The following is a 15,833-nucleotide window of genomic DNA, read 5'->3' on the forward strand; positions in this document are numbered from 1 at the left end:
GCCCAGGACGCTCCGCGTCCCAAAGCGTGACGCAGAGCGTCACAAGAGGCGTTACCACGCAGAGCGTGGGAACGATCGGAGAAAGCCATGTCCCTGACCTTGCGCCAAGTGCGCTACTTCGTCGCCACCGCCGAAATCGGCCAGATTTCCCAGGCCGCCATTCACCTGAACATCTCCCAGTCGGCGGTGACCACCGCGATCAAGGAACTGGAGGCGATGCTCGGCGTGCAGTTGTTCGTGCGCTCGGCCCAGGGCATGAACCTCACGGACGCCGGGCGGCATTTTCTCAACCGCGCCTATGTGATCGTGCGCAGCGTGGACGACGCCCTCAACAGCCCACTGCCCGACTACCGCGCCAGCGGCGTATTGCGGGTAGCGGCCAGCTACACAGTGTTGGGTTACTTCCTGCCGCATCACTTGCAACGCATGCAACACTGGCACCCGGACGTGACCATCGACGTCTTCGAGCAGGAGCGCCAGGCCATTGAACACGGCCTGCTCGACGGCCAGTTCGACATGGCCGTGGTGCTCACCGCCAACCTGACTCACGCGGATATCGTCTCGGAAATCCTGTTCAACTCCGAACGCCGCCTGTGGCTGCCCAGCCATCACCCGTTGTGCGAGCGCGGTGCCGTGAGCCTGGCGGATGTGGCGCAAGAGCCTTACATCCTGCTGACCGTCGACGAAGCCGAGCACAGTGCCATGCGCTACTGGGAACAGGCCGGGCAAACGCCCAACGTGCGGCTGCGCACCAGTTCGGTGGAGGCGGTGCGCAGCATGGTCGCCAATGGCAGCGGCGTGGCGATCCTGTCAGACCTGGTGCACCGGCCGTGGTCGCTGGAAGGCAAGCGCATCGAAACCCTGACCGTCACCGACCCGGTCACGCCCATGAGCGTCGGCCTGGCCTGGCACCGCGAGCGCGCGTTTACCCCGGCGATGCAAGCGTTCCGCGATTACTTCCACGACGCCTTCCTGGCACCGCAACAGTTGTCGGCTCGGCGTTAAATACGCGCCTGCAAGGTAGCGGCCAGCCACTCCATGAACACCCGCACCCGCAACGGTAAATGCCGCTGGCCGGCGTAGAGCATGGAGACGTCCAGCGGCGGTGCGAGGTAGTCCGGCAACACCGAAACCAACTCGCCACTGGCCAATAAATCGCGAATGCCGAGCAGCGGCACCTGGATAATCCCCAAGCCGCCGAGACAGGCCGCCTGGTAGGCATCGGTGCTGCTGACGGTCACGCGCCCGGCCATGGCCACGCGCTGCACCTTGTTACCCAGCAGGTATTCAAACCCGGCCGAGCGCGCACCCAGCGGGCGCACGTAGTGCACCAGTTGATGCTGCGCCAGATCGGCAATGGTTTCGGGCACGCCATAACGTTGCAGGTACGCGGGGCTTACGCAGTTGACCATCGGCATGCTGCACACCTTGCGCGCAACCACGCTTTGATCGGGTTGCGCGCCCACGCGCACCACGCAATCAAAGCCTTCAGCAATCACGTCGACCTGGCGATCCGAACTGCTGATTTCCATCTCCACCAACGGGTGGCGCGCCATGAACGAGGGCAGCTGCGGCATCACCAGGCCGCGCGCCATGGCGTTGGGCATATCCACCCGAATGCGCCCGGCCAATTGCGCTTCGTCCTGGCGAAACAGGCCTTCGAGCTCTTCCATGTGCGCGAGCAAATCCTTGCTGCGCTCATACAACACGCGGCCGTCCTGGGTGGCTTGCACAGTGCGCGTGGTGCGCTGCAACAGGCGCGCACCCAGCAATGCTTCCAGCGCCTGCACATGCTCGGACACAGTGGAGCGTGGCAGGCCCAGGCTCTCGCCGGCCTGGGTGAAACTCGACAGCTCGGTGACGCGCACGAAGGTGCGCAACAGCTCAAGTTTGTTCATGGGATTGTTCGCCTTATCCGGCCAGTGATTCCGATATCAGCCTGTTTATCACGTTATAGGCGGACAAATACACTCAGTCCCACTGATCACCCATGAGGACTACCGCATGACTCGTAAAATCGCACTCATCACCGGCGCCAGCCGTGGCCTTGGTAAAAGCGCCGCTTTGCACCTTGCCGCACAAGGCGTGGATATCATCGGCACCTACCACAGCGCCGCCACTGAGGCCCAAGCGGTGGTGGCACAGGTTGAAGCGCTGGGCGGCCGCGCCGCCATGCTGCAACTGGACGTCAGCCAGAGCGGCAGCTTCGATGCTTTTGTCGGGCAAATCGCTACGGTGCTCAAGGACGTTTTCGCCCAGCAACATTTTAATTTCCTGATCAACAACGCGGGCATCGGCGCTCACGCAAGCTTTGCCGAAACCACCGAAGAGCAGTTCGACAAGCTGGTGGCCATTCACTTCAAGGCGCCGTTTTTCCTCACCCAAAAACTGCTGCCGCTGATCAGCGATGGCGGGCGCATCATCAACATCTCCAGCGGCCTGGCGCGGTTCAGCCTGCCGGGCTACGCCGCCTACGCGTCGATGAAAGGCGCCGTGGAAGTGCTGTCGCGTTATCAGGCCAAAGAACTCGGCCCGCGTGGCATCACCGTCAACACCCTGGCACCCGGCGCGATTGCCACCGACTTCAGCGGCGGCGCAGTGCGCGATAACCCACAGGTGAATGCGATGGTGGCCGACAACACCGCCCTGGGCCGTGCCGGTTTGCCGGACGATATTGGCGGTGCAATTTCGATTCTGCTGGCCGATGGCAGCAACTGGATCACCGGCCAGCGCATCGAAGCCTCGGGCGGCATGTTTCTGTAAGCATTCTGCGCTAGCATCAATGCCTTCAGATCACTGACGGGCAATCACCGATGAGTTTTGATCCAGGCTTGGCCGGCGGCATGGGCGTATTGGCCGCCGTAGTCGACAGCGGCAGCTTTGCCCGCGCCGCCAACAGCCTGGAGATGACGCCTTCGGGGGTCAGCCGGGCGATTTCCCGCCTGGAAAAACGCCTCGGCATTCGCCTGTTCGACCGCACCACCCGCTCGGTGCAATTGACCGACGAAGGGCGACGTTTCTACCAGCAAATCGCCCCGCTGTTGGCCGGGCTGGAGGAGGCCGCCCATTCGGCGGCCGACAGCGCCCTCACCGTGCGCGGGCGTTTGCGGGTGAACATCGACCCGTATTTTTCGCGGCTGGTACTTGGCCCTGTACTCGGCGACTTCATGCGCCAATACCCGCAACTGCAACTCGACCTGCACACCCGTGACCAACTCGGCGACCTGGTGGCCGACGGCTTTGACTTGGCCATTCGCTTCGGCATCCCACAGTCCTCCTCGCTGATCGCCCGCAAACTGATGGAAGTCCGCGTGCTCACCGTGGCCTCTCCCACTTACCTTGAACAATACGGCCGACCAGCGATCCCGCAAGACCTGGAAACCGGGCACATGTGCCTGGATTTTCGCGACTCGCAAACCGGTCGCCCGTTTGCCTGGGAATTCCACCGGCCCGGCGAGCAAGTGATTGTGCGCACCAGCGGCCGCTTGGTGGTCAACGACGCCAGCACCTTATACAGCGTGTGTGAACACGGGCATGCCGTGGCGCAGATGCTCAACCTCGGCCTGGACTCGGCGATCCAGGCCGGCAGCCTGGTGGAGCTGTTCCCCGATTGGCCGGACGAGCGTTTCCCGTTGTACGCCTATTACCCGTCGCGGCACTTGCCCGCCGCCAAGGTGCGGGCATTTCTGGAGTTTGTGGCCTCGCTCAAGCTTGGCTAGGCAGCCGCTGCTGTACGATTTTTTCCCGCAGCACGTCATAACCCCAGTGGTACACATAGGTGTACGGCAGGAAGAACAACAGCACGCCAATATCGAGAATAAAGGCTTCCAACAGGCTGATCTTCATCAACGCGGCAATCAATGGCACCGCCAGGATGATCAGGCCGCCTTCGAACAACAGCGCATGCACCACGCGGGTCCAGCCGCCGCTGGTCAATTGCAGGCGGGCTTTGAAGCGGTCGAACAGGCTGTTGAAAATGACGTTCCAGCTCAGTGCCAACAGGCTGATGCCCAGCGTCACCGCGCCCATTTCCAGGGCCGGCCGGCCGGTGATCCAGACCAGCAGCGGCGTACAGATCAATAAGGCCAGCCCTTCAAAACCAATGGCCTGGCAAACACGTTCAGTAATCGACTTGGTAGGGTTCATGACCCGGCTCCTTGAGTGACGATGGTTGCCATGATTACCCTTTGACTCGATACTTCATAACTAATAACCATCGATAAAGGCGATAGTCATGGCCTCCAATGAAGTGCTGCAGGCGTTTGTGCAGGCGGCTACCCAAGGCTCGTTTTCGGCGGCGGCGCGCAAGCTGGGTAAAAGCCAGTCCACCGTCAGCGCGGCGGTGGCGAGCCTGGAGATTGATCTGGATGTGGTGCTGTTTGATCGCAGCAGCCGCAAGCCGACGCTTACGCCAGCCGGCCATGTGTTATTGCAACGCGCCGAGCAGGTGCTGGAGGCCAGCAGCCGCCTGGAGTTGGCGGCGAGCCAGTTGTCACAGGGTTTGGAACCCAAGCTGACCATCGCCATGTCCGATACTTACCAGTCCGACCGCTTTGAAATCGCCCTCAAGGCCTTTGAACAGCGCCACCCGGACCTTGAGCTGGAATGCCTGATCGCCGAATGCGAAGACCTGATCGCACTGGTGCAAAGCGGCCGGGCGCAGATTGCGTTTATCGAAAAACAAGACACTTACCCGCCCGACCTGACCGGCGCGCCGGTCGAAGAACGTACCGAAATTGCCCTGTTCGCGGCGCCCACGCACCCGCTGGCCAAGCTGAAGAACATCCCGGCGCAGACCTTGCAGCAACACCGCGAATTGCGCCTGGCCAGCATCATCAACCCGACTGAAACCCGCCCCAGCGGGCGGGTTTGGTCAGCGCCCAGTTACTTGATGTTGATGGAGATGGCACAGCTGGGGTTTGGCTGGGCACCGATTCCGCGTTGGTTGGTGGAGCGTTTTGGTGGCGACCACTTGGTCGAACTCAAGGCGCGCAGTTGGCCGCGCTCGGTGGCGGTGGATGCGCTCTGGTCAAGGCACCACCCACCGGGGCCGGCGGGGAGTTGGTTGCTGGGCAAGATGCTGGAGTGATCCTGGCCAGACACTGAGCTCCCACAGTTTTGATTTTCATTGTAAGGGAAGTTTGAGTTCGGCGAGGCGGCGTTCGAGGAAGCGTTTTTCTGGGGTTTGCTGGGTGAGTGAGAGCGCTTTTTCATAGGCTTCCCGAGCCTCTTCCACCCGCCCCAACTGCCGACAAAACTCCCCGCGCGCCGAATGCGCCAGGTGATAATCGCGCAACTCCCCACGCTGCAAGATGCCCTCCACCAACTGCAACCCCGCCAATGGCCCCTGCCCCATCGCCACCGCCACAGCGCGGTTCAGCTCGATCACCGGCGACGGCACTTCGCGCAACAACACATCGTAAAGCCCGACAATCTGCAGCCAGTCCGTGTCCTCTGCCTGGGGCGCTTCGGCATGCACCGCCGCGATCGCCGCCTGCAGGCAATACGGGCCAAAACGCCGTGTGTTCAACGCCTGCTCCACCAGTGCGCAGCCTTCAGCAATCAAGGAGGCGTCCCACACTGCGCGGTTCTGTTCATGCAATAACACCAACTCACCGTCGGCCGAGGTGCGCGTTGCTCGGCGCGACTCATGCAGCAGCATCAGCGCCAGCAAGCCCATGACCTCCGGCTCTGGCAGCAACTCCAGCAGCAAACGCCCCAAACGAATGGCTTCGCGGGTCAGGTCTTCGCGGGTGAGGTCGGCGCCCATGGACGCCGAATAGCCTTCGTTGAACACCAGGTAAACCACGCGCAGCACGCTGTCCAGACGCTCGGGCAACGCGTCCAGGGTAGGCACCTGGTAGGGGATTTTTGCTTCGCGGATCTTGCCCTTGGCGCGCACGATGCGCTGGGCGATGGTGGTGGGCGTGGCCAGAAAGGCGCGGGCGATTTCTTCGGTGGTGAGGTCGCAGATCTCACGCAAGGTCAACGCCGCCTGGGCGTCGGGTGCCAACGCCGGGTGGCAGCAGGTGAAGATCAGGCGCAGGCGGTCGTCTTCCACGTCTTCCTCACTCCAGTCAGCCGCTTCCAGCGCGTCGGCCTGCTCCTGCAGTAACGGGGTAAAACGTGCCTGTCGGCGTAGGCGGTCGATGGCTTTGAAGCGGCCGGTGGAGACCAGCCAGGCCCGTGGGTTATCCGGAACGCCGTCTTGCGGCCAGCGCTGCAGCGCAATAAAAAACGCCTCGTGCAGCGCCTCTTCAGCCATGTCGAAATCACCCAGCAGGCGAATCAGCGTCGCCAGTACGCGGCGTGATTCGCTGCGGTAAATCGCCTCGACCTGCGGGGTCAATCGGGCATGCCCTGGGTCACCAAAGCCACCAGGCGGTCGAGGCTCTGGCCCCAGCCGTCATGGAAACCCATGGCTTCGTGGGCCTGCTTGTCAGCTTCGCTCCAATGCATGGCGCGGGCGGTGTACTGGGTCTTGCCGTCGACGGCTTCGAAGGTCACTTCGGCGGTCATGAACGGCTTGCCCGACGGTACCCAGCCCGGCGCAAAGGCATCGGTAAACACCAGCCGGTTCGGCGCCTTGATTTCCAGGAATACGCCGGAGGTCGGGTATTCGGCGCCATCCGGCGCGCGCATCAAGGTACGAAACAGACCACCGACCCACAGGTTCATTTCGCACTCCGGCGTGGTCATGCCGTGTGGCCCCCACCATTGCTGTAACAGCTCGGGCGTGGTCCAGGCGCGAAACACCTTGCTTGGCGGTGCGTCGATCAAACGGCTGATGGACAGTTCAAATTCAGCGGGTTGGGTATTCATGGGTAAACCTCCTTAAAATCTTGTGGTTGTTGTGTTCAGAGATTCAATTCACGCACGGGGCGCACTTCCACACTGCCGACCCGGGCTGCCGGTATGCCGCCCGCCACCTGGATCGCTTCGTTCAGGTCTTTGGCCTCGATCAGGTAAAACCCGGCGAGCTGTTCCTTGGTTTCGGCAAACGGCCCGTCGGTGATCGACAGCTTGCCATTGCGCATGCGCACGGTGGTGGCGGTGCTCACCGACTCCAACGGCTCGGCGGCGAGCATTCGGCCGCTGGCCTGGATGGCCTCGGCGTAGGCAAAACACTCCGGGTCCGCCGGGCTGTCGGGCGAGGTGTGCAACACCTCTTCGTTGCTGTAGATCAGGCAGAGGTATTTCATGGCGGTCTCCGTTTTCGGGCTACTGACTATAGTTCGTGGCGGTCAAGGTTTCAGGTCGAACAATGCCGTGCCGCTTTCCATGTCGAAGGGCGCCGACCAGTGCTCATGCACCACCTTCCACTGCCCGTTGATGCGCTGGTAGCCGGCAGTCACGCGCATCCAGCACGCCTTCACCACGCCATCCGGCCCGGCGCCGCCGCAGTGGGCCAGCCAGTGGGCAAACGCGCTGTCGGGCGCCTCAACGATATGCAGCTCATGAAATTCGAAAATGCCCGGGCCAGGGCAATGCTTCATGCATTCGTCCCAATGGGCGCGGTAGGCGGCCTTGCCCTTGAATTGCAGCGCAGTGACAGCGTCGAACGAGACGATATCGTCGGCGTAATAGCTGACAATTTTGTCGATATCACGATCAAGTACGGCTTGTTTCCATTGCTCGATCAGGGTGTTGATTGCAGTGCTCATGGCGATACTCCTGGGGGTTGGAAAATCACAAAGGACACTCCTGGTCGAATGGCCTTGAATGAAATCGACACGCCACTGAAAAATAATTTCGCGTGCATCAAACCCGCTAGAATCCACGCCTCTTTGTAGGATTTCGGATGCGCCCCCGATGGAAACCCGCCTCGTCGCCTATGAGACGCTGAGCCTTGTGCAAAAACAGCACCTCGACACCCTGCAAGTGCACCCCGAGCAACTGGCGTATTCCGGCGATATCTACTGCGCGCTCAACAGCCTGCTGGTCAACCCCAAGCCCGGCGCAATCAAAGGCTTTGCACTACTGGCCGACGAAATGCCCGTGGCCTTCCTGCTGCTCAAACGCCCACCCTGCCTGCCCCATTGGGCCGATGAACACAGCGCCACGCTGCACGCGTTACAGGTGGACCGGCACCAGCAAGGGCGCGGGTTTGGCAAAGCGTGTTTGCAGGCATTGCCGGCGGCGGCCCTGCAGGCGTGGCCGCAGATCAGGGCGCTGGAGTTGTCGGTGGACACGGACAATGTGGCGGCGATGGGGTTGTATCTGGCGGCTGGGTGGGTGGACAGCGGGGAGGCGTATAAGGGGCGGGTTGGGTATGAGCGCAGGTTGAGTTGGGTGTTTGGTCGGGATGGCATTGACAGCTTAAAAATGTAACGTATATATGACTTAAATAATCAAAAGTAATGAATACGTGACATGGACACTTCTATTATCACCCAACGCTTAGGCCAACAAGTTCGCTCCATGCGCCTCAACCGTGGCTATACACAAGCGGACCTGGCGAAACTTGCGGGCGTTACCCGGCAAAAACTGATCGAAATCGAGAAGGGCAGCCTCTCTGTTTCCATGAATGCCTATGCTCGCGTGATTGCCGCCCTGGGCAGTGAGGTCAAATTAGTGCCAGTGACTCTGCCGACACTTGAAGAGTTAGAGGACTTGTTCAATGAATAGCCCCGCTCTTAGCGTTCATACGCCTCAGGGCGACAGCGGCAGCGTCTTGGTGGGCGCTGATGATTACCTGTTTCGCTACGACGCTAAGGCACAGGCCCAAAGCGCCATCAGCCTTACCATGCCCGTGCGTGCAGAAGAATATCGCCGCCGCGAATTGCATCCAATCTTTCAAATGAATTTGCCCGAAGGCTACGTACTGGAGCAATTGCGTAACCGTCTGGCTAAAACGGTAAAAGTGGACCCGATGCTGTTACTGGCCTTATCAGGTAGCAGTGCACCGATTGGCCGGGTTTTCGTGATTTCCGATCAGATAAACGAATTGATCCAACGCAACGGTCCGCCCGCAAACGGAGAGAACCTGGCAGAAATTCTCGCGTGGGATGGAGCAGAAGACCTGTTCGCCGACTTGGTGGACCGTTACATTCTGCGAGCGGGCATTTCTGGCGTGCAGCCCAAAGTGCTGGTGCCAGAAAAACCTCAAACTCCCGAGCAAAAATTCACCTCAAAAACCAACGACCTGATTATCAAAAGCGGGCGCGATGAGTTTCCGGGCTTGGCCATCAATGAATACCTGTGCATGTCCATTGCGCGGGATGCAGGCCTGCCCGTGCCGCCGTTTTATCTGTCGCAGAACCATAAGCTATTCATCATGCGGCGCTTTGATCGCGACGCGCAGCTCAACCCGCTGGGTTTCGAAGACATGACCACACTGATGGGCCTGTCTGCCGAACAGAAATACACCAAGAGCTATGCCGCCATCGCCAAGGCTGTACGCGCGTTTTGCTCACCAGAAAACCAACGCAGCTCGTTGGACCAATTGTTCGATAGCGTGGCTTTGAGTTGCATCGTGGGAAATGGCGATGCTCACCTGAAAAACTTCGGTGTGCTCTACAGTGACCCGATTAAATTTGACGCGCGCCTGGCCCCGGCTTACGACATCGTGAATACCACCGCCTATATACCTGAAGACACACTTGCGCTGGATCTGTCCGGCAACAAATCAATGTTTGCCTCACGCTTGGGCATCCTTGAGTTTGCAAGAACCTGCGAAATTGCAGAACCTCAGGCGCGTATTCAGGCGCTGCTTCAAACCCTTGAGGTCGTGCTCAAGCGCGAAGACGAATACTGTCGGTTAGCGCCTGACGTTGCAAAAGCCATTCGACAATCCGCCCAGAGCTACCAGCAGAGCTTCGGTGGCTGAACGCTTCTGTACTCATCCAAGGACAAGGTGGTGAACATGCTGACAACCCTCGAACAACTCGAAACCCTCTACGGCCTCCCCCACGAGCGGGCGGTGCGCAAGGAGATCGCGTTTCTCAACGAGGACTACCAGGCCATGGTGCGGGCGTCGCCCCTGGTGGTGGTGAGTTCATCCGGGCCGGACGGCATTGATGGCTCGCCACGTGGTGATGTGCCGGGGTTTGTGCGGATTGTGGATGAGCGCACCTTGGCGATCCCGGACCGGCCGGGCAATAACCGGCTCGACACCCTGCGCAATCTGCTGCAAGACCCACGCATTGCCTTACTGTTCATCATCCCGGGGGTTGGCGAAACGTTGCGCGTGAACGGCCGCGCACAGATTTCCATCGAGCCCGAGCTGCTGGAGAGTTTTGCGGTGAATGGCAAACCGGCGCGTTCGGTGATTCTGGTGCAGGTGGAGGCCGCGTATTTCCACTGCTCCAAAGCCTTTGTGCGCTCGGATTGCTGGAACCCCGAGAAGCACTTGGACCGCTCGGCACTGCCGTCGGCCGGAGCGTTTCACAAGCGGCTCAATGCTGGGCAGTTTGATGCCGAGGCCTATGACCGAGAGATGCCGGAGCGGGTCAAAAACACGCTGTATTGATACGTCTGTCGGCGCCGGCTTGCCGGCGCTGACAGCACCGCCGTCAGCCCTTTTCGCCAACCGGCAGCCAGATCTCCACCGTCCCCGTACCCTTGCGCGCGTCGAAATCGGCGCTGTAGCGTTCGAAATCCGCGCCCATCACCTTGTAGCCCGAGTGCGGCAACCACTCGAACATGATGCGTTCGTAGGTTTGCTCAAGTGCCTGCACCGGCCCGTAATGTGGGAACACGGCATAGTTGAGCGGCGCAATTTCGATGAACTCGAAGTTGCTCGGCACGTCGCTTTTAGTCGGGACTTCAACTCCGGCCATGTAGTCGAACTCGCCATGGTGGGGGTTATGGCACACACCATAGGTCACGCCACCGACGCGCTTTTTAATGTCTTTGATGCAAGTGTCGAACAATTCCCACAGCTTTGGGATATCACCCACTGTGGCCTTTGAATAACGCCCTTGTACCCCAGCGATTACCAAGGCTTTACCGGCTTCCATGCGTGGCTCTAACGGTTGTTTTGTCTGCTGATCCATACGAACAGTCTCCTTCTTATGAGGGAACAAACCCGCATCGAGTATAGGGGCATATCCAGGCTTCACTCCAAGTAGAAATTTTTCCTACACATCTGGACAACTGGCCATCATCGACCGTATTGTCTGCCCCGCAGGCCACCGCAGTGGCCGACGTCGCTCGGACGGTTCCGGGCGCTTACGTACCTCGAGGCAACAATGGCAGACCAAGGTTCGCCGCGCCGCTTTGCGCGCATAGATCGACTCCCCCCTTACGTTTTTAATATCACTGCCGAGCTGAAGATGGCTGCGCGTCGGTGCGGCGAAGACATCATCGACTTGAGCATGGGTAACCCTGACGGCGCCACGCCTCCCCACATCGTGGAAAAAATGGTCACCGTCGCCCAGCGTGAAGATACCCACGGCTACTCCACTTCCAAAGGCATTCCGCGGCTGCGCCGGGCGATTTCGCGCTGGTATAAAGACCGCTACGAAGTGGATATCGACCCGGAAACCGAAGCCATCGTGACCATCGGTTCCAAGGAAGGCCTGGCGCATTTGATGCTGGCCACCCTCGACCAGGGCGACACCGTGCTGGTGCCCAACCCCAGCTACCCGATTCACATCTACGGTGCCGTGATTGCCGGCGCCCAGGTGCGTTCGGTGCCGCTGGTGCCGGGCGTGGATTTCTTCGCCGAGCTGGAACGGGCGATTCGTGGCTCGATCCCCAAGCCGAAAATGATGATTCTGGGCTTCCCGTCCAACCCCACCGCGCAGTGCGTGGAACTGGACTTCTTTGAACGTGTGATCGCCCTGGCCAAGCAGTACGACGTGCTTGTTGTCCACGACCTGGCCTACGCCGACATCGTCTACGACGGCTGGAAAGCGCCGTCGATCATGCAAGTGCCGGGCGCCAAGGACATTGCGGTGGAGTTTTTCACCCTGTCCAAGAGTTACAACATGGCCGGCTGGCGCATCGGCTTTATGGTCGGTAACCCGGAACTGGTCAACGCCCTGGCGCGGATCAAGAGCTACCACGACTACGGCACCTTCACCCCGCTGCAAGTGGCCGCGATTGCGGCGCTGGAAGGTGATCAGCAGTGCGTGAAGGACATTGCCGAGCAGTACCGCCAGCGCCGTAACGTGCTGGTCAAAGGCCTGCATGAGCTGGGTTGGATGGTCGAGAATCCCAAGGCGTCGATGTACGTCTGGGCAAAAATCCCCGAGCAGTATGCCGCCATGGGTTCGCTGGAATTTGCCAAGAAGCTGCTGCTGGAGGCCAAAGTGTGTGTGTCGCCAGGGATTGGGTTTGGTGAGTACGGGGATGATCATGTGCGCTTTGCGCTGATCGAGAACCAGGACCGGATTCGCCAGGCGGTACGCGGGATTCGCGGGATGTTCCGGGCGGATAAAGCCTGATCCTGAACGACCTGAAGAAACCGAATCAATGTGGGAGCTGGCTTGCCTGCGATGGCGATGGTGAATCCAACACCGCCATCGCAGGCAAGCCAGCTCCCACATTTGATTGGGTTACCACATAGGTTTTGTGGTGCGCCTGTTACACCACCAACGACAGCAACATGATAAAGATCAGCGCCACCACCGACAGAATGGTCTCCATCGCCGTCCAGGTCTTGAACGTCTCGACCACGGTCATATTGAAGTACTGCTTCACCAGCCAGAACCCCGCATCGTTGACGTGAGACAACACCAACGAGCCCGCCCCCGTCGCCAACACCAGCAGCTCACGGTTAACGCCTGGAATCATCCCGACCACCGGCACCACAATGCCTGCGCCGGTAATGGTCGCGACCGTCGCGGAGCCTGTGGCCACACGAATCACCGCCGCCACCAGCCACGCCAGCAAAATCGGGTTGATCTGCGCGTTCACCGCCATGTGGCCGATCACGTCGCCCACACCGCTGGTCACCAGCATCTGCTTGAAACCACCACCGGCGCCGATGATCAGGATGATCGCAGCGGTCGGCGCGAGGCTGGCGTCGAGCAGCTTGAGGATTTGCTTGGAGTGAATGCCCTGGCGATGGCCAAAGGTGTACAGCGACAGCAGCAACGCCAGCAGCAGCGCAGTGATCGGGTGACCGATCATGTCCATCCAGTTGCGGATGGCATGGCCGTCCGGCAGCGCGACGTCGGCGAAGGTTTTGAGCAGCATCAGGAACACCGGCAGCAGCACGGTGATCAGGGTGATGCTGAAGCTCGGCAAGCTTTTGGACTCTGGCTCGCGGGCCAGTTGGTCAACCAGTTCCTGGGACGGGTTGCCTGGAATGTACTTGGCGATAAACGTGCCGAAAATCGGACCGGCAATGATGGCGGTCGGCAGTGCGACGATCAGGCCGTACAGGATGGTCTTGCCGATGTCTGCGCCAAACACGCCGATGGCCAGCAGCGGGCCAGGGTGCGGTGGCACCAGGCCGTGTACTGCCGACAGGCCGGCGAGCAGCGGGATGCCGATCTTGATCAGCGACACGCCGGTGCGGCGCGCGACGATAAATACCAGCGGGATCAGCAGTACAAAACCGATCTCGAAGAACAGCGGGATGCCCACCAGGAACGCAGCGAACATCATCGCCCACTGGACTTTGTCTTTGCCGAAGGCACGGATCAGTGTCTGTGCGATCTGATCGGCGCCGCCGGACTCGGCCATCATCTTGCCGAGCATCGTGCCCAGCGCGAGGATAATGCCGACAAAACCAAGCACACCGCCAAAACCGTCCTGGAACGCCTTGATGATCTTGTCCACGGGCATGCCCGAGGTCAGGCCGAGAAAGCCGGCCGCGATGATCAGTGCAATGAACGGGTGCACCTTGAATTGGGTGATCAGAACGATCAACCCGATGATTGTGACCACTGCGTCTAGCAGCAGGTAGGACTCGTGGGACATGCCAAACATGGGGGGTCTCTCCTGTTTGTTGTTGTTATTAAAGCGGGTATTGAATCTTTCGCCGGGGGTAGCGCTACCTTTTCCGGCAAAAAATTAATGAGTAGGTTCAAAGCCGTGTTGCAGCCACCAGGCATTGGTTTGCTTGGCCAAGTCCTCAACGCTGTCTTCGCTGGCATTGAGCGCCAGGGTCAGCGGCTCGCCCACGGGCGATTCGAGGGTGGCGAACTGGCTGTCGATCAGGCTTGCCGGCATGAAATGGCCGGGGCGATGGGACACGCGGTCAGCAGCCACGGCGCGGGTCAGCTCCAGGAACACAAACCCCAGGCCCGGCGCGGCTTCGCGCAGGTGGTCACGGTATTTCTTTTTGAGGGCTGAGCAGGTGAGCACCGGATGCTCGCCCGCTTTGAGCGAGCGGCGCAGTTCATCGCAGAGGATATCGAGCCAGCCGGCGCGGTCGTCGTCGTTGAGGGGGTGGCCGGCGCTCATCTTTTCGATATTGGCGGCAGGGTGAAAGCTGTCGCCTTCAATGGCGGTGGCGCCGTTCAGGCGGCACAGGGCTTCGCTGACGCTGGACTTGCCACAGCCGGAAACACCCATGATGACCAGGGCGGTAACAGGTTGACTCATGAAACACCTCAGGACGCAGATAGCGCTACCTTTGCACGCTGTAAGGCTAGTGCAAAAACAGGCTTTTCCCGCGCCGACTTGTCATTTTTATGGAGTGACGCGTGCATCCTCTCCAACTGTTTGAACAGGATCAGGCAACCCAACGTTCAATAATTTGCAGCCATTTGGAGACAGCGCTACCTTAGTGCCTCGATTTTTGTTTGGCAACAGCCTGATGACCTCCAAGAACGATAAAAAATTGCGCACCACCGGTCGCCCGACCCTCAATGAAGTGGCCCGCCTGGCGGGTGTCAGCCCCATTACCGCCTCCCGCGCACTGCGTGGCGTCAGCACGGTTGCTACCGAGCTGGTGGAAAAAGTGCAACTGGCCGCTGCCGAACTGAATTACGTCGTCAACCCCGCCGCTCGCGCCCTGGCCTCGGCGCAAAGCCATTCGGTGGTGGTCATCGTGCCGTCGCTGTCCAACCTGTTGTTTATCGAAACCCTCGAAGCCATCCACGCAGTGCTGCGGCCCAAGGGCTTTGAAGTACTGATCGGCAACTCGCACTATTCGCGTGATGAAGAAGAAAACCTGCTGCGCAACTACATGGCCTACCAGCCACGCGGTTTGCTGCTGACCGGGTTTGATCGCACCGAAAGCGCACGACGGATGGTCGAGGCCAGCAATGTGCCCTGTGTGTACATGATGGATCTGGACCCGAACGCGGGCGTGAATTGCGTGGGGTTTTCGCAATTGAGCGCAGGCGAAACAGCCGCAGCGCATTTGCTCTCCCGTGGGCGCAAGCGCCTGGCGTATATCGGCGCGCAGTTGGACCAGCGCACGTTGCTGCGCGGTGAAGGGTTCCGCCGCGCCCTGCAGCAGGCGGGTATGTACGACCCGGCGCTGGAACTGCTGACGCCACGCCCCTCCTCCGTGGGCTTGGGTGGTGAGTTGTTTTTGCAGCTGCTGGCGGCGCATCCGGACGTGGATGCGATTTTCTTCGGTAACGACGACCTGGCCCAGGGCGCACTGCTGGAGGCCATGCGACACGGCATCAACGTCCCGGAGCGCGTGGCGGTGCTGGGCTTTAACGACTTGCCGGCATCGTCTTTTATGGTGCCGCGTTTGAGCAGCATCAGCACTCCACGGGAAGCGATCGGGCGGCGCTCGGCGGAGCATTTGTTGACGATCATGGCAGGCAACAAGATTGCCAAGCCGGTGGTGGACATGGGGTTTGAGTTGCAGGTGCGCGAAAGCACGTAACTTTCAAAGCCCAAACACAATCAAACTGTGGGAGCTGGCTTGCCTGCGATGGCGGTAGACCTGTCGGCACATCGTTGCCTGACACACC

The 15,833-nt window shown here is 60.2% G+C and carries 19 protein-coding genes; 10 read left to right on the top strand and 9 right to left on the bottom strand.

The window, feature by feature from the left end; genetic code table 11:
- The first annotated feature begins 87 nt into the window (after window positions 1-87).
- Window positions 88-1,005: a LysR family transcriptional regulator gene (locus HX790_RS09470; RefSeq protein ID WP_017137886.1), complete on the top strand. Its 918-nt coding sequence runs from the start codon at window positions 88-90 to the stop codon at window positions 1,003-1,005.
- Here HX790_RS09470 and HX790_RS09475 read toward each other — a convergent pair.
- Entirely contained in the window at window positions 1,002-1,898 is an 897-nt protein-coding gene (locus HX790_RS09475) for a LysR family transcriptional regulator (protein WP_017137887.1), read from the bottom strand. The two genes, HX790_RS09470 and HX790_RS09475, sit on opposite strands and share 4 nt — an antisense overlap.
- Before the next feature lie 106 nt (window positions 1,899-2,004).
- On the opposite strand from HX790_RS09475, the gene HX790_RS09480 reads away from it, so the two are divergent.
- Both HX790_RS09480 and HX790_RS09485 read left to right on the top strand, forming a co-directional pair.
- Complete coding sequence (locus HX790_RS09480; protein ID WP_017137888.1) at window positions 2,005-2,763, top strand: SDR family NAD(P)-dependent oxidoreductase; 759 nt, start codon at window positions 2,005-2,007, stop codon at window positions 2,761-2,763.
- A gap of 50 nt (window positions 2,764-2,813) precedes the next feature.
- Window positions 2,814-3,719, top strand: coding sequence for a LysR family transcriptional regulator (locus HX790_RS09485; RefSeq protein ID WP_176991470.1), 906 nt, complete (start codon window positions 2,814-2,816; stop codon window positions 3,717-3,719).
- Here the strand turns inward: HX790_RS09485 and HX790_RS09490 are convergent.
- Complete coding sequence (locus HX790_RS09490) at window positions 3,706-4,146, bottom strand: multidrug/biocide efflux PACE transporter (RefSeq protein ID WP_176991471.1); 441 nt, start codon at window positions 4,144-4,146, stop codon at window positions 3,706-3,708. The two genes, HX790_RS09485 and HX790_RS09490, sit on opposite strands and share 14 nt — an antisense overlap.
- An 88-nt stretch (window positions 4,147-4,234) precedes the next feature.
- Here HX790_RS09490 and HX790_RS09495 point away from each other — a divergent pair, with 88 nt between their 5' ends.
- On the top strand, window positions 4,235-5,089 hold the full coding sequence (locus HX790_RS09495) for a LysR family transcriptional regulator (protein ID WP_099550467.1): 855 nt from the start codon (window positions 4,235-4,237) through the stop codon (window positions 5,087-5,089).
- Between the two features lie 36 nt (window positions 5,090-5,125).
- Here HX790_RS09495 and HX790_RS09500 read toward each other — a convergent pair whose 3' ends face one another.
- Genes HX790_RS09500 through HX790_RS09515 form a run of 4 tightly spaced genes read right to left on the bottom strand, consistent with a single transcriptional unit; the run spans window position 5,126 to window position 7,664 of the window.
- Window positions 5,126-6,349 (bottom strand): RNA polymerase sigma factor, encoded by a 1,224-nt coding sequence (locus tag HX790_RS09500; protein ID WP_176991472.1) that lies wholly within the window; start codon window positions 6,347-6,349, stop codon window positions 5,126-5,128.
- Window positions 6,346-6,822 (bottom strand): SRPBCC family protein, encoded by a 477-nt coding sequence (locus HX790_RS09505; RefSeq protein WP_017135435.1) that lies wholly within the window; start codon window positions 6,820-6,822, stop codon window positions 6,346-6,348. Before HX790_RS09505 ends, HX790_RS09500 begins: the two co-directional genes overlap by 4 nt.
- A gap of 35 nt (window positions 6,823-6,857) precedes the next feature.
- The gene (locus HX790_RS09510; RefSeq protein WP_017135434.1) at window positions 6,858-7,202 is read right to left on the bottom strand and encodes a YciI family protein; all 345 of its coding nucleotides are present in this window, start codon (window positions 7,200-7,202) and stop codon (window positions 6,858-6,860) included.
- Between the two features lie 42 nt (window positions 7,203-7,244).
- A complete protein-coding gene (locus HX790_RS09515) occupies window positions 7,245-7,664 on the bottom strand; it encodes a nuclear transport factor 2 family protein (RefSeq protein WP_169985084.1) in 420 nt (139 codons plus the stop codon).
- 148 nt (window positions 7,665-7,812) lie between these two features.
- Between HX790_RS09515 and HX790_RS09520 the strand changes: the two genes are divergently transcribed.
- The 4 genes from HX790_RS09520 to HX790_RS09535 are packed head-to-tail and all read left to right on the top strand — an operon-like array spanning window position 7,813 to window position 10,471.
- Window positions 7,813-8,331 (top strand): GNAT family N-acetyltransferase, encoded by a 519-nt coding sequence (locus HX790_RS09520; RefSeq protein ID WP_176991473.1) that lies wholly within the window; start codon window positions 7,813-7,815, stop codon window positions 8,329-8,331.
- 42 nt (window positions 8,332-8,373) lie between these two features.
- Window positions 8,374-8,628 (top strand): helix-turn-helix domain-containing protein, encoded by a 255-nt coding sequence (locus HX790_RS09525; RefSeq protein ID WP_017135431.1) that lies wholly within the window; start codon window positions 8,374-8,376, stop codon window positions 8,626-8,628.
- Entirely contained in the window at window positions 8,621-9,829 is a 1,209-nt protein-coding gene (locus HX790_RS09530; protein ID WP_026013559.1) for a type II toxin-antitoxin system HipA family toxin, read from the top strand. The genes HX790_RS09525 and HX790_RS09530 overlap by 8 nt, the downstream gene beginning before the upstream one ends.
- 36 nt (window positions 9,830-9,865) lie before the next feature.
- Window positions 9,866-10,471 (top strand): pyridoxamine 5'-phosphate oxidase family protein, encoded by a 606-nt coding sequence (locus HX790_RS09535; protein WP_017135429.1) that lies wholly within the window; start codon window positions 9,866-9,868, stop codon window positions 10,469-10,471.
- Between the two features lie 43 nt (window positions 10,472-10,514).
- Here the strand turns inward: HX790_RS09535 and HX790_RS09540 are convergent, their stop codons facing one another.
- Complete coding sequence (locus HX790_RS09540) at window positions 10,515-10,997, bottom strand: GyrI-like domain-containing protein (protein ID WP_017135428.1); 483 nt, start codon at window positions 10,995-10,997, stop codon at window positions 10,515-10,517.
- Between the two features lie 195 nt (window positions 10,998-11,192).
- Here HX790_RS09540 and alaC point away from each other — a divergent pair, with 195 nt between their 5' ends.
- Entirely contained in the window at window positions 11,193-12,392 is a 1,200-nt protein-coding gene (gene alaC, locus HX790_RS09545; protein ID WP_176991474.1) for an alanine transaminase, read from the top strand.
- A gap of 139 nt (window positions 12,393-12,531) precedes the next feature.
- Here alaC and HX790_RS09550 read toward each other — a convergent pair whose 3' ends face one another.
- Together HX790_RS09550 and HX790_RS09555 are read right to left on the bottom strand one after the other, a co-directional pair.
- Window positions 12,532-13,884 carry a GntP family permease gene (locus HX790_RS09550; protein ID WP_056859617.1) on the bottom strand — a complete coding sequence of 451 codons (1,353 nt, stop codon included), beginning with the start codon at window positions 13,882-13,884 and terminating at the stop codon, window positions 12,532-12,534.
- Between the two features lie 84 nt (window positions 13,885-13,968).
- Window positions 13,969-14,502 (bottom strand): gluconokinase, encoded by a 534-nt coding sequence (locus tag HX790_RS09555; RefSeq protein ID WP_169985094.1) that lies wholly within the window; start codon window positions 14,500-14,502, stop codon window positions 13,969-13,971.
- 211 nt (window positions 14,503-14,713) lie between these two features.
- On the opposite strand from HX790_RS09555, the gene HX790_RS09560 reads away from it, so the two are divergent.
- A complete protein-coding gene (locus HX790_RS09560) occupies window positions 14,714-15,745 on the top strand; it encodes a LacI family DNA-binding transcriptional regulator (protein ID WP_169985274.1) in 1,032 nt (343 codons plus the stop codon).
- The last annotated feature ends 88 nt before the right edge of the window (window positions 15,746-15,833 follow it).

The organism is Pseudomonas sp. IPO3747 (assembly GCF_013385245.1).
Lineage (GTDB): Bacteria > Pseudomonadota > Gammaproteobacteria > Pseudomonadales > Pseudomonadaceae > Aquipseudomonas > Aquipseudomonas edaphica.

Bases quoted from the DNA above. Each gene is read 5' to 3' on its own strand.
- HX790_RS09470 (WP_017137886.1), top strand. From the start codon at position 88: ATGTCCCTGACCTTGCGCCAAGTGCGCTACTTCGTCGCCACCGCCGAA.
- HX790_RS09475 (WP_017137887.1), bottom strand. From the start codon at position 1,898: ATGAACAAACTTGAGCTGTTGCGCACCTTCGTGCGCGTCACCGAGCTG.
- HX790_RS09480 (WP_017137888.1), top strand. From the start codon at position 2,005: ATGACTCGTAAAATCGCACTCATCACCGGCGCCAGCCGTGGCCTTGGT.
- HX790_RS09485 (WP_176991470.1), top strand. From the start codon at position 2,814: ATGAGTTTTGATCCAGGCTTGGCCGGCGGCATGGGCGTATTGGCCGCC.
- HX790_RS09490 (WP_176991471.1), bottom strand. From the start codon at position 4,146: ATGAACCCTACCAAGTCGATTACTGAACGTGTTTGCCAGGCCATTGGT.
- HX790_RS09495 (WP_099550467.1), top strand. From the start codon at position 4,235: ATGGCCTCCAATGAAGTGCTGCAGGCGTTTGTGCAGGCGGCTACCCAA.
- HX790_RS09505 (WP_017135435.1), bottom strand. From the start codon at position 6,822: ATGAATACCCAACCCGCTGAATTTGAACTGTCCATCAGCCGTTTGATC.
- HX790_RS09510 (WP_017135434.1), bottom strand. From the start codon at position 7,202: ATGAAATACCTCTGCCTGATCTACAGCAACGAAGAGGTGTTGCACACC.
- HX790_RS09515 (WP_169985084.1), bottom strand. From the start codon at position 7,664: ATGAGCACTGCAATCAACACCCTGATCGAGCAATGGAAACAAGCCGTA.
- HX790_RS09520 (WP_176991473.1), top strand. From the start codon at position 7,813: ATGGAAACCCGCCTCGTCGCCTATGAGACGCTGAGCCTTGTGCAAAAA.
- HX790_RS09525 (WP_017135431.1), top strand. From the start codon at position 8,374: ATGGACACTTCTATTATCACCCAACGCTTAGGCCAACAAGTTCGCTCC.
- HX790_RS09530 (WP_026013559.1), top strand. From the start codon at position 8,621: ATGAATAGCCCCGCTCTTAGCGTTCATACGCCTCAGGGCGACAGCGGC.
- HX790_RS09535 (WP_017135429.1), top strand. From the start codon at position 9,866: ATGCTGACAACCCTCGAACAACTCGAAACCCTCTACGGCCTCCCCCAC.
- HX790_RS09540 (WP_017135428.1), bottom strand. From the start codon at position 10,997: ATGGATCAGCAGACAAAACAACCGTTAGAGCCACGCATGGAAGCCGGT.
- alaC (WP_176991474.1), top strand. From the start codon at position 11,193: ATGGCAGACCAAGGTTCGCCGCGCCGCTTTGCGCGCATAGATCGACTC.
- HX790_RS09550 (WP_056859617.1), bottom strand. From the start codon at position 13,884: ATGTTTGGCATGTCCCACGAGTCCTACCTGCTGCTAGACGCAGTGGTC.
- HX790_RS09555 (WP_169985094.1), bottom strand. From the start codon at position 14,502: ATGAGTCAACCTGTTACCGCCCTGGTCATCATGGGTGTTTCCGGCTGT.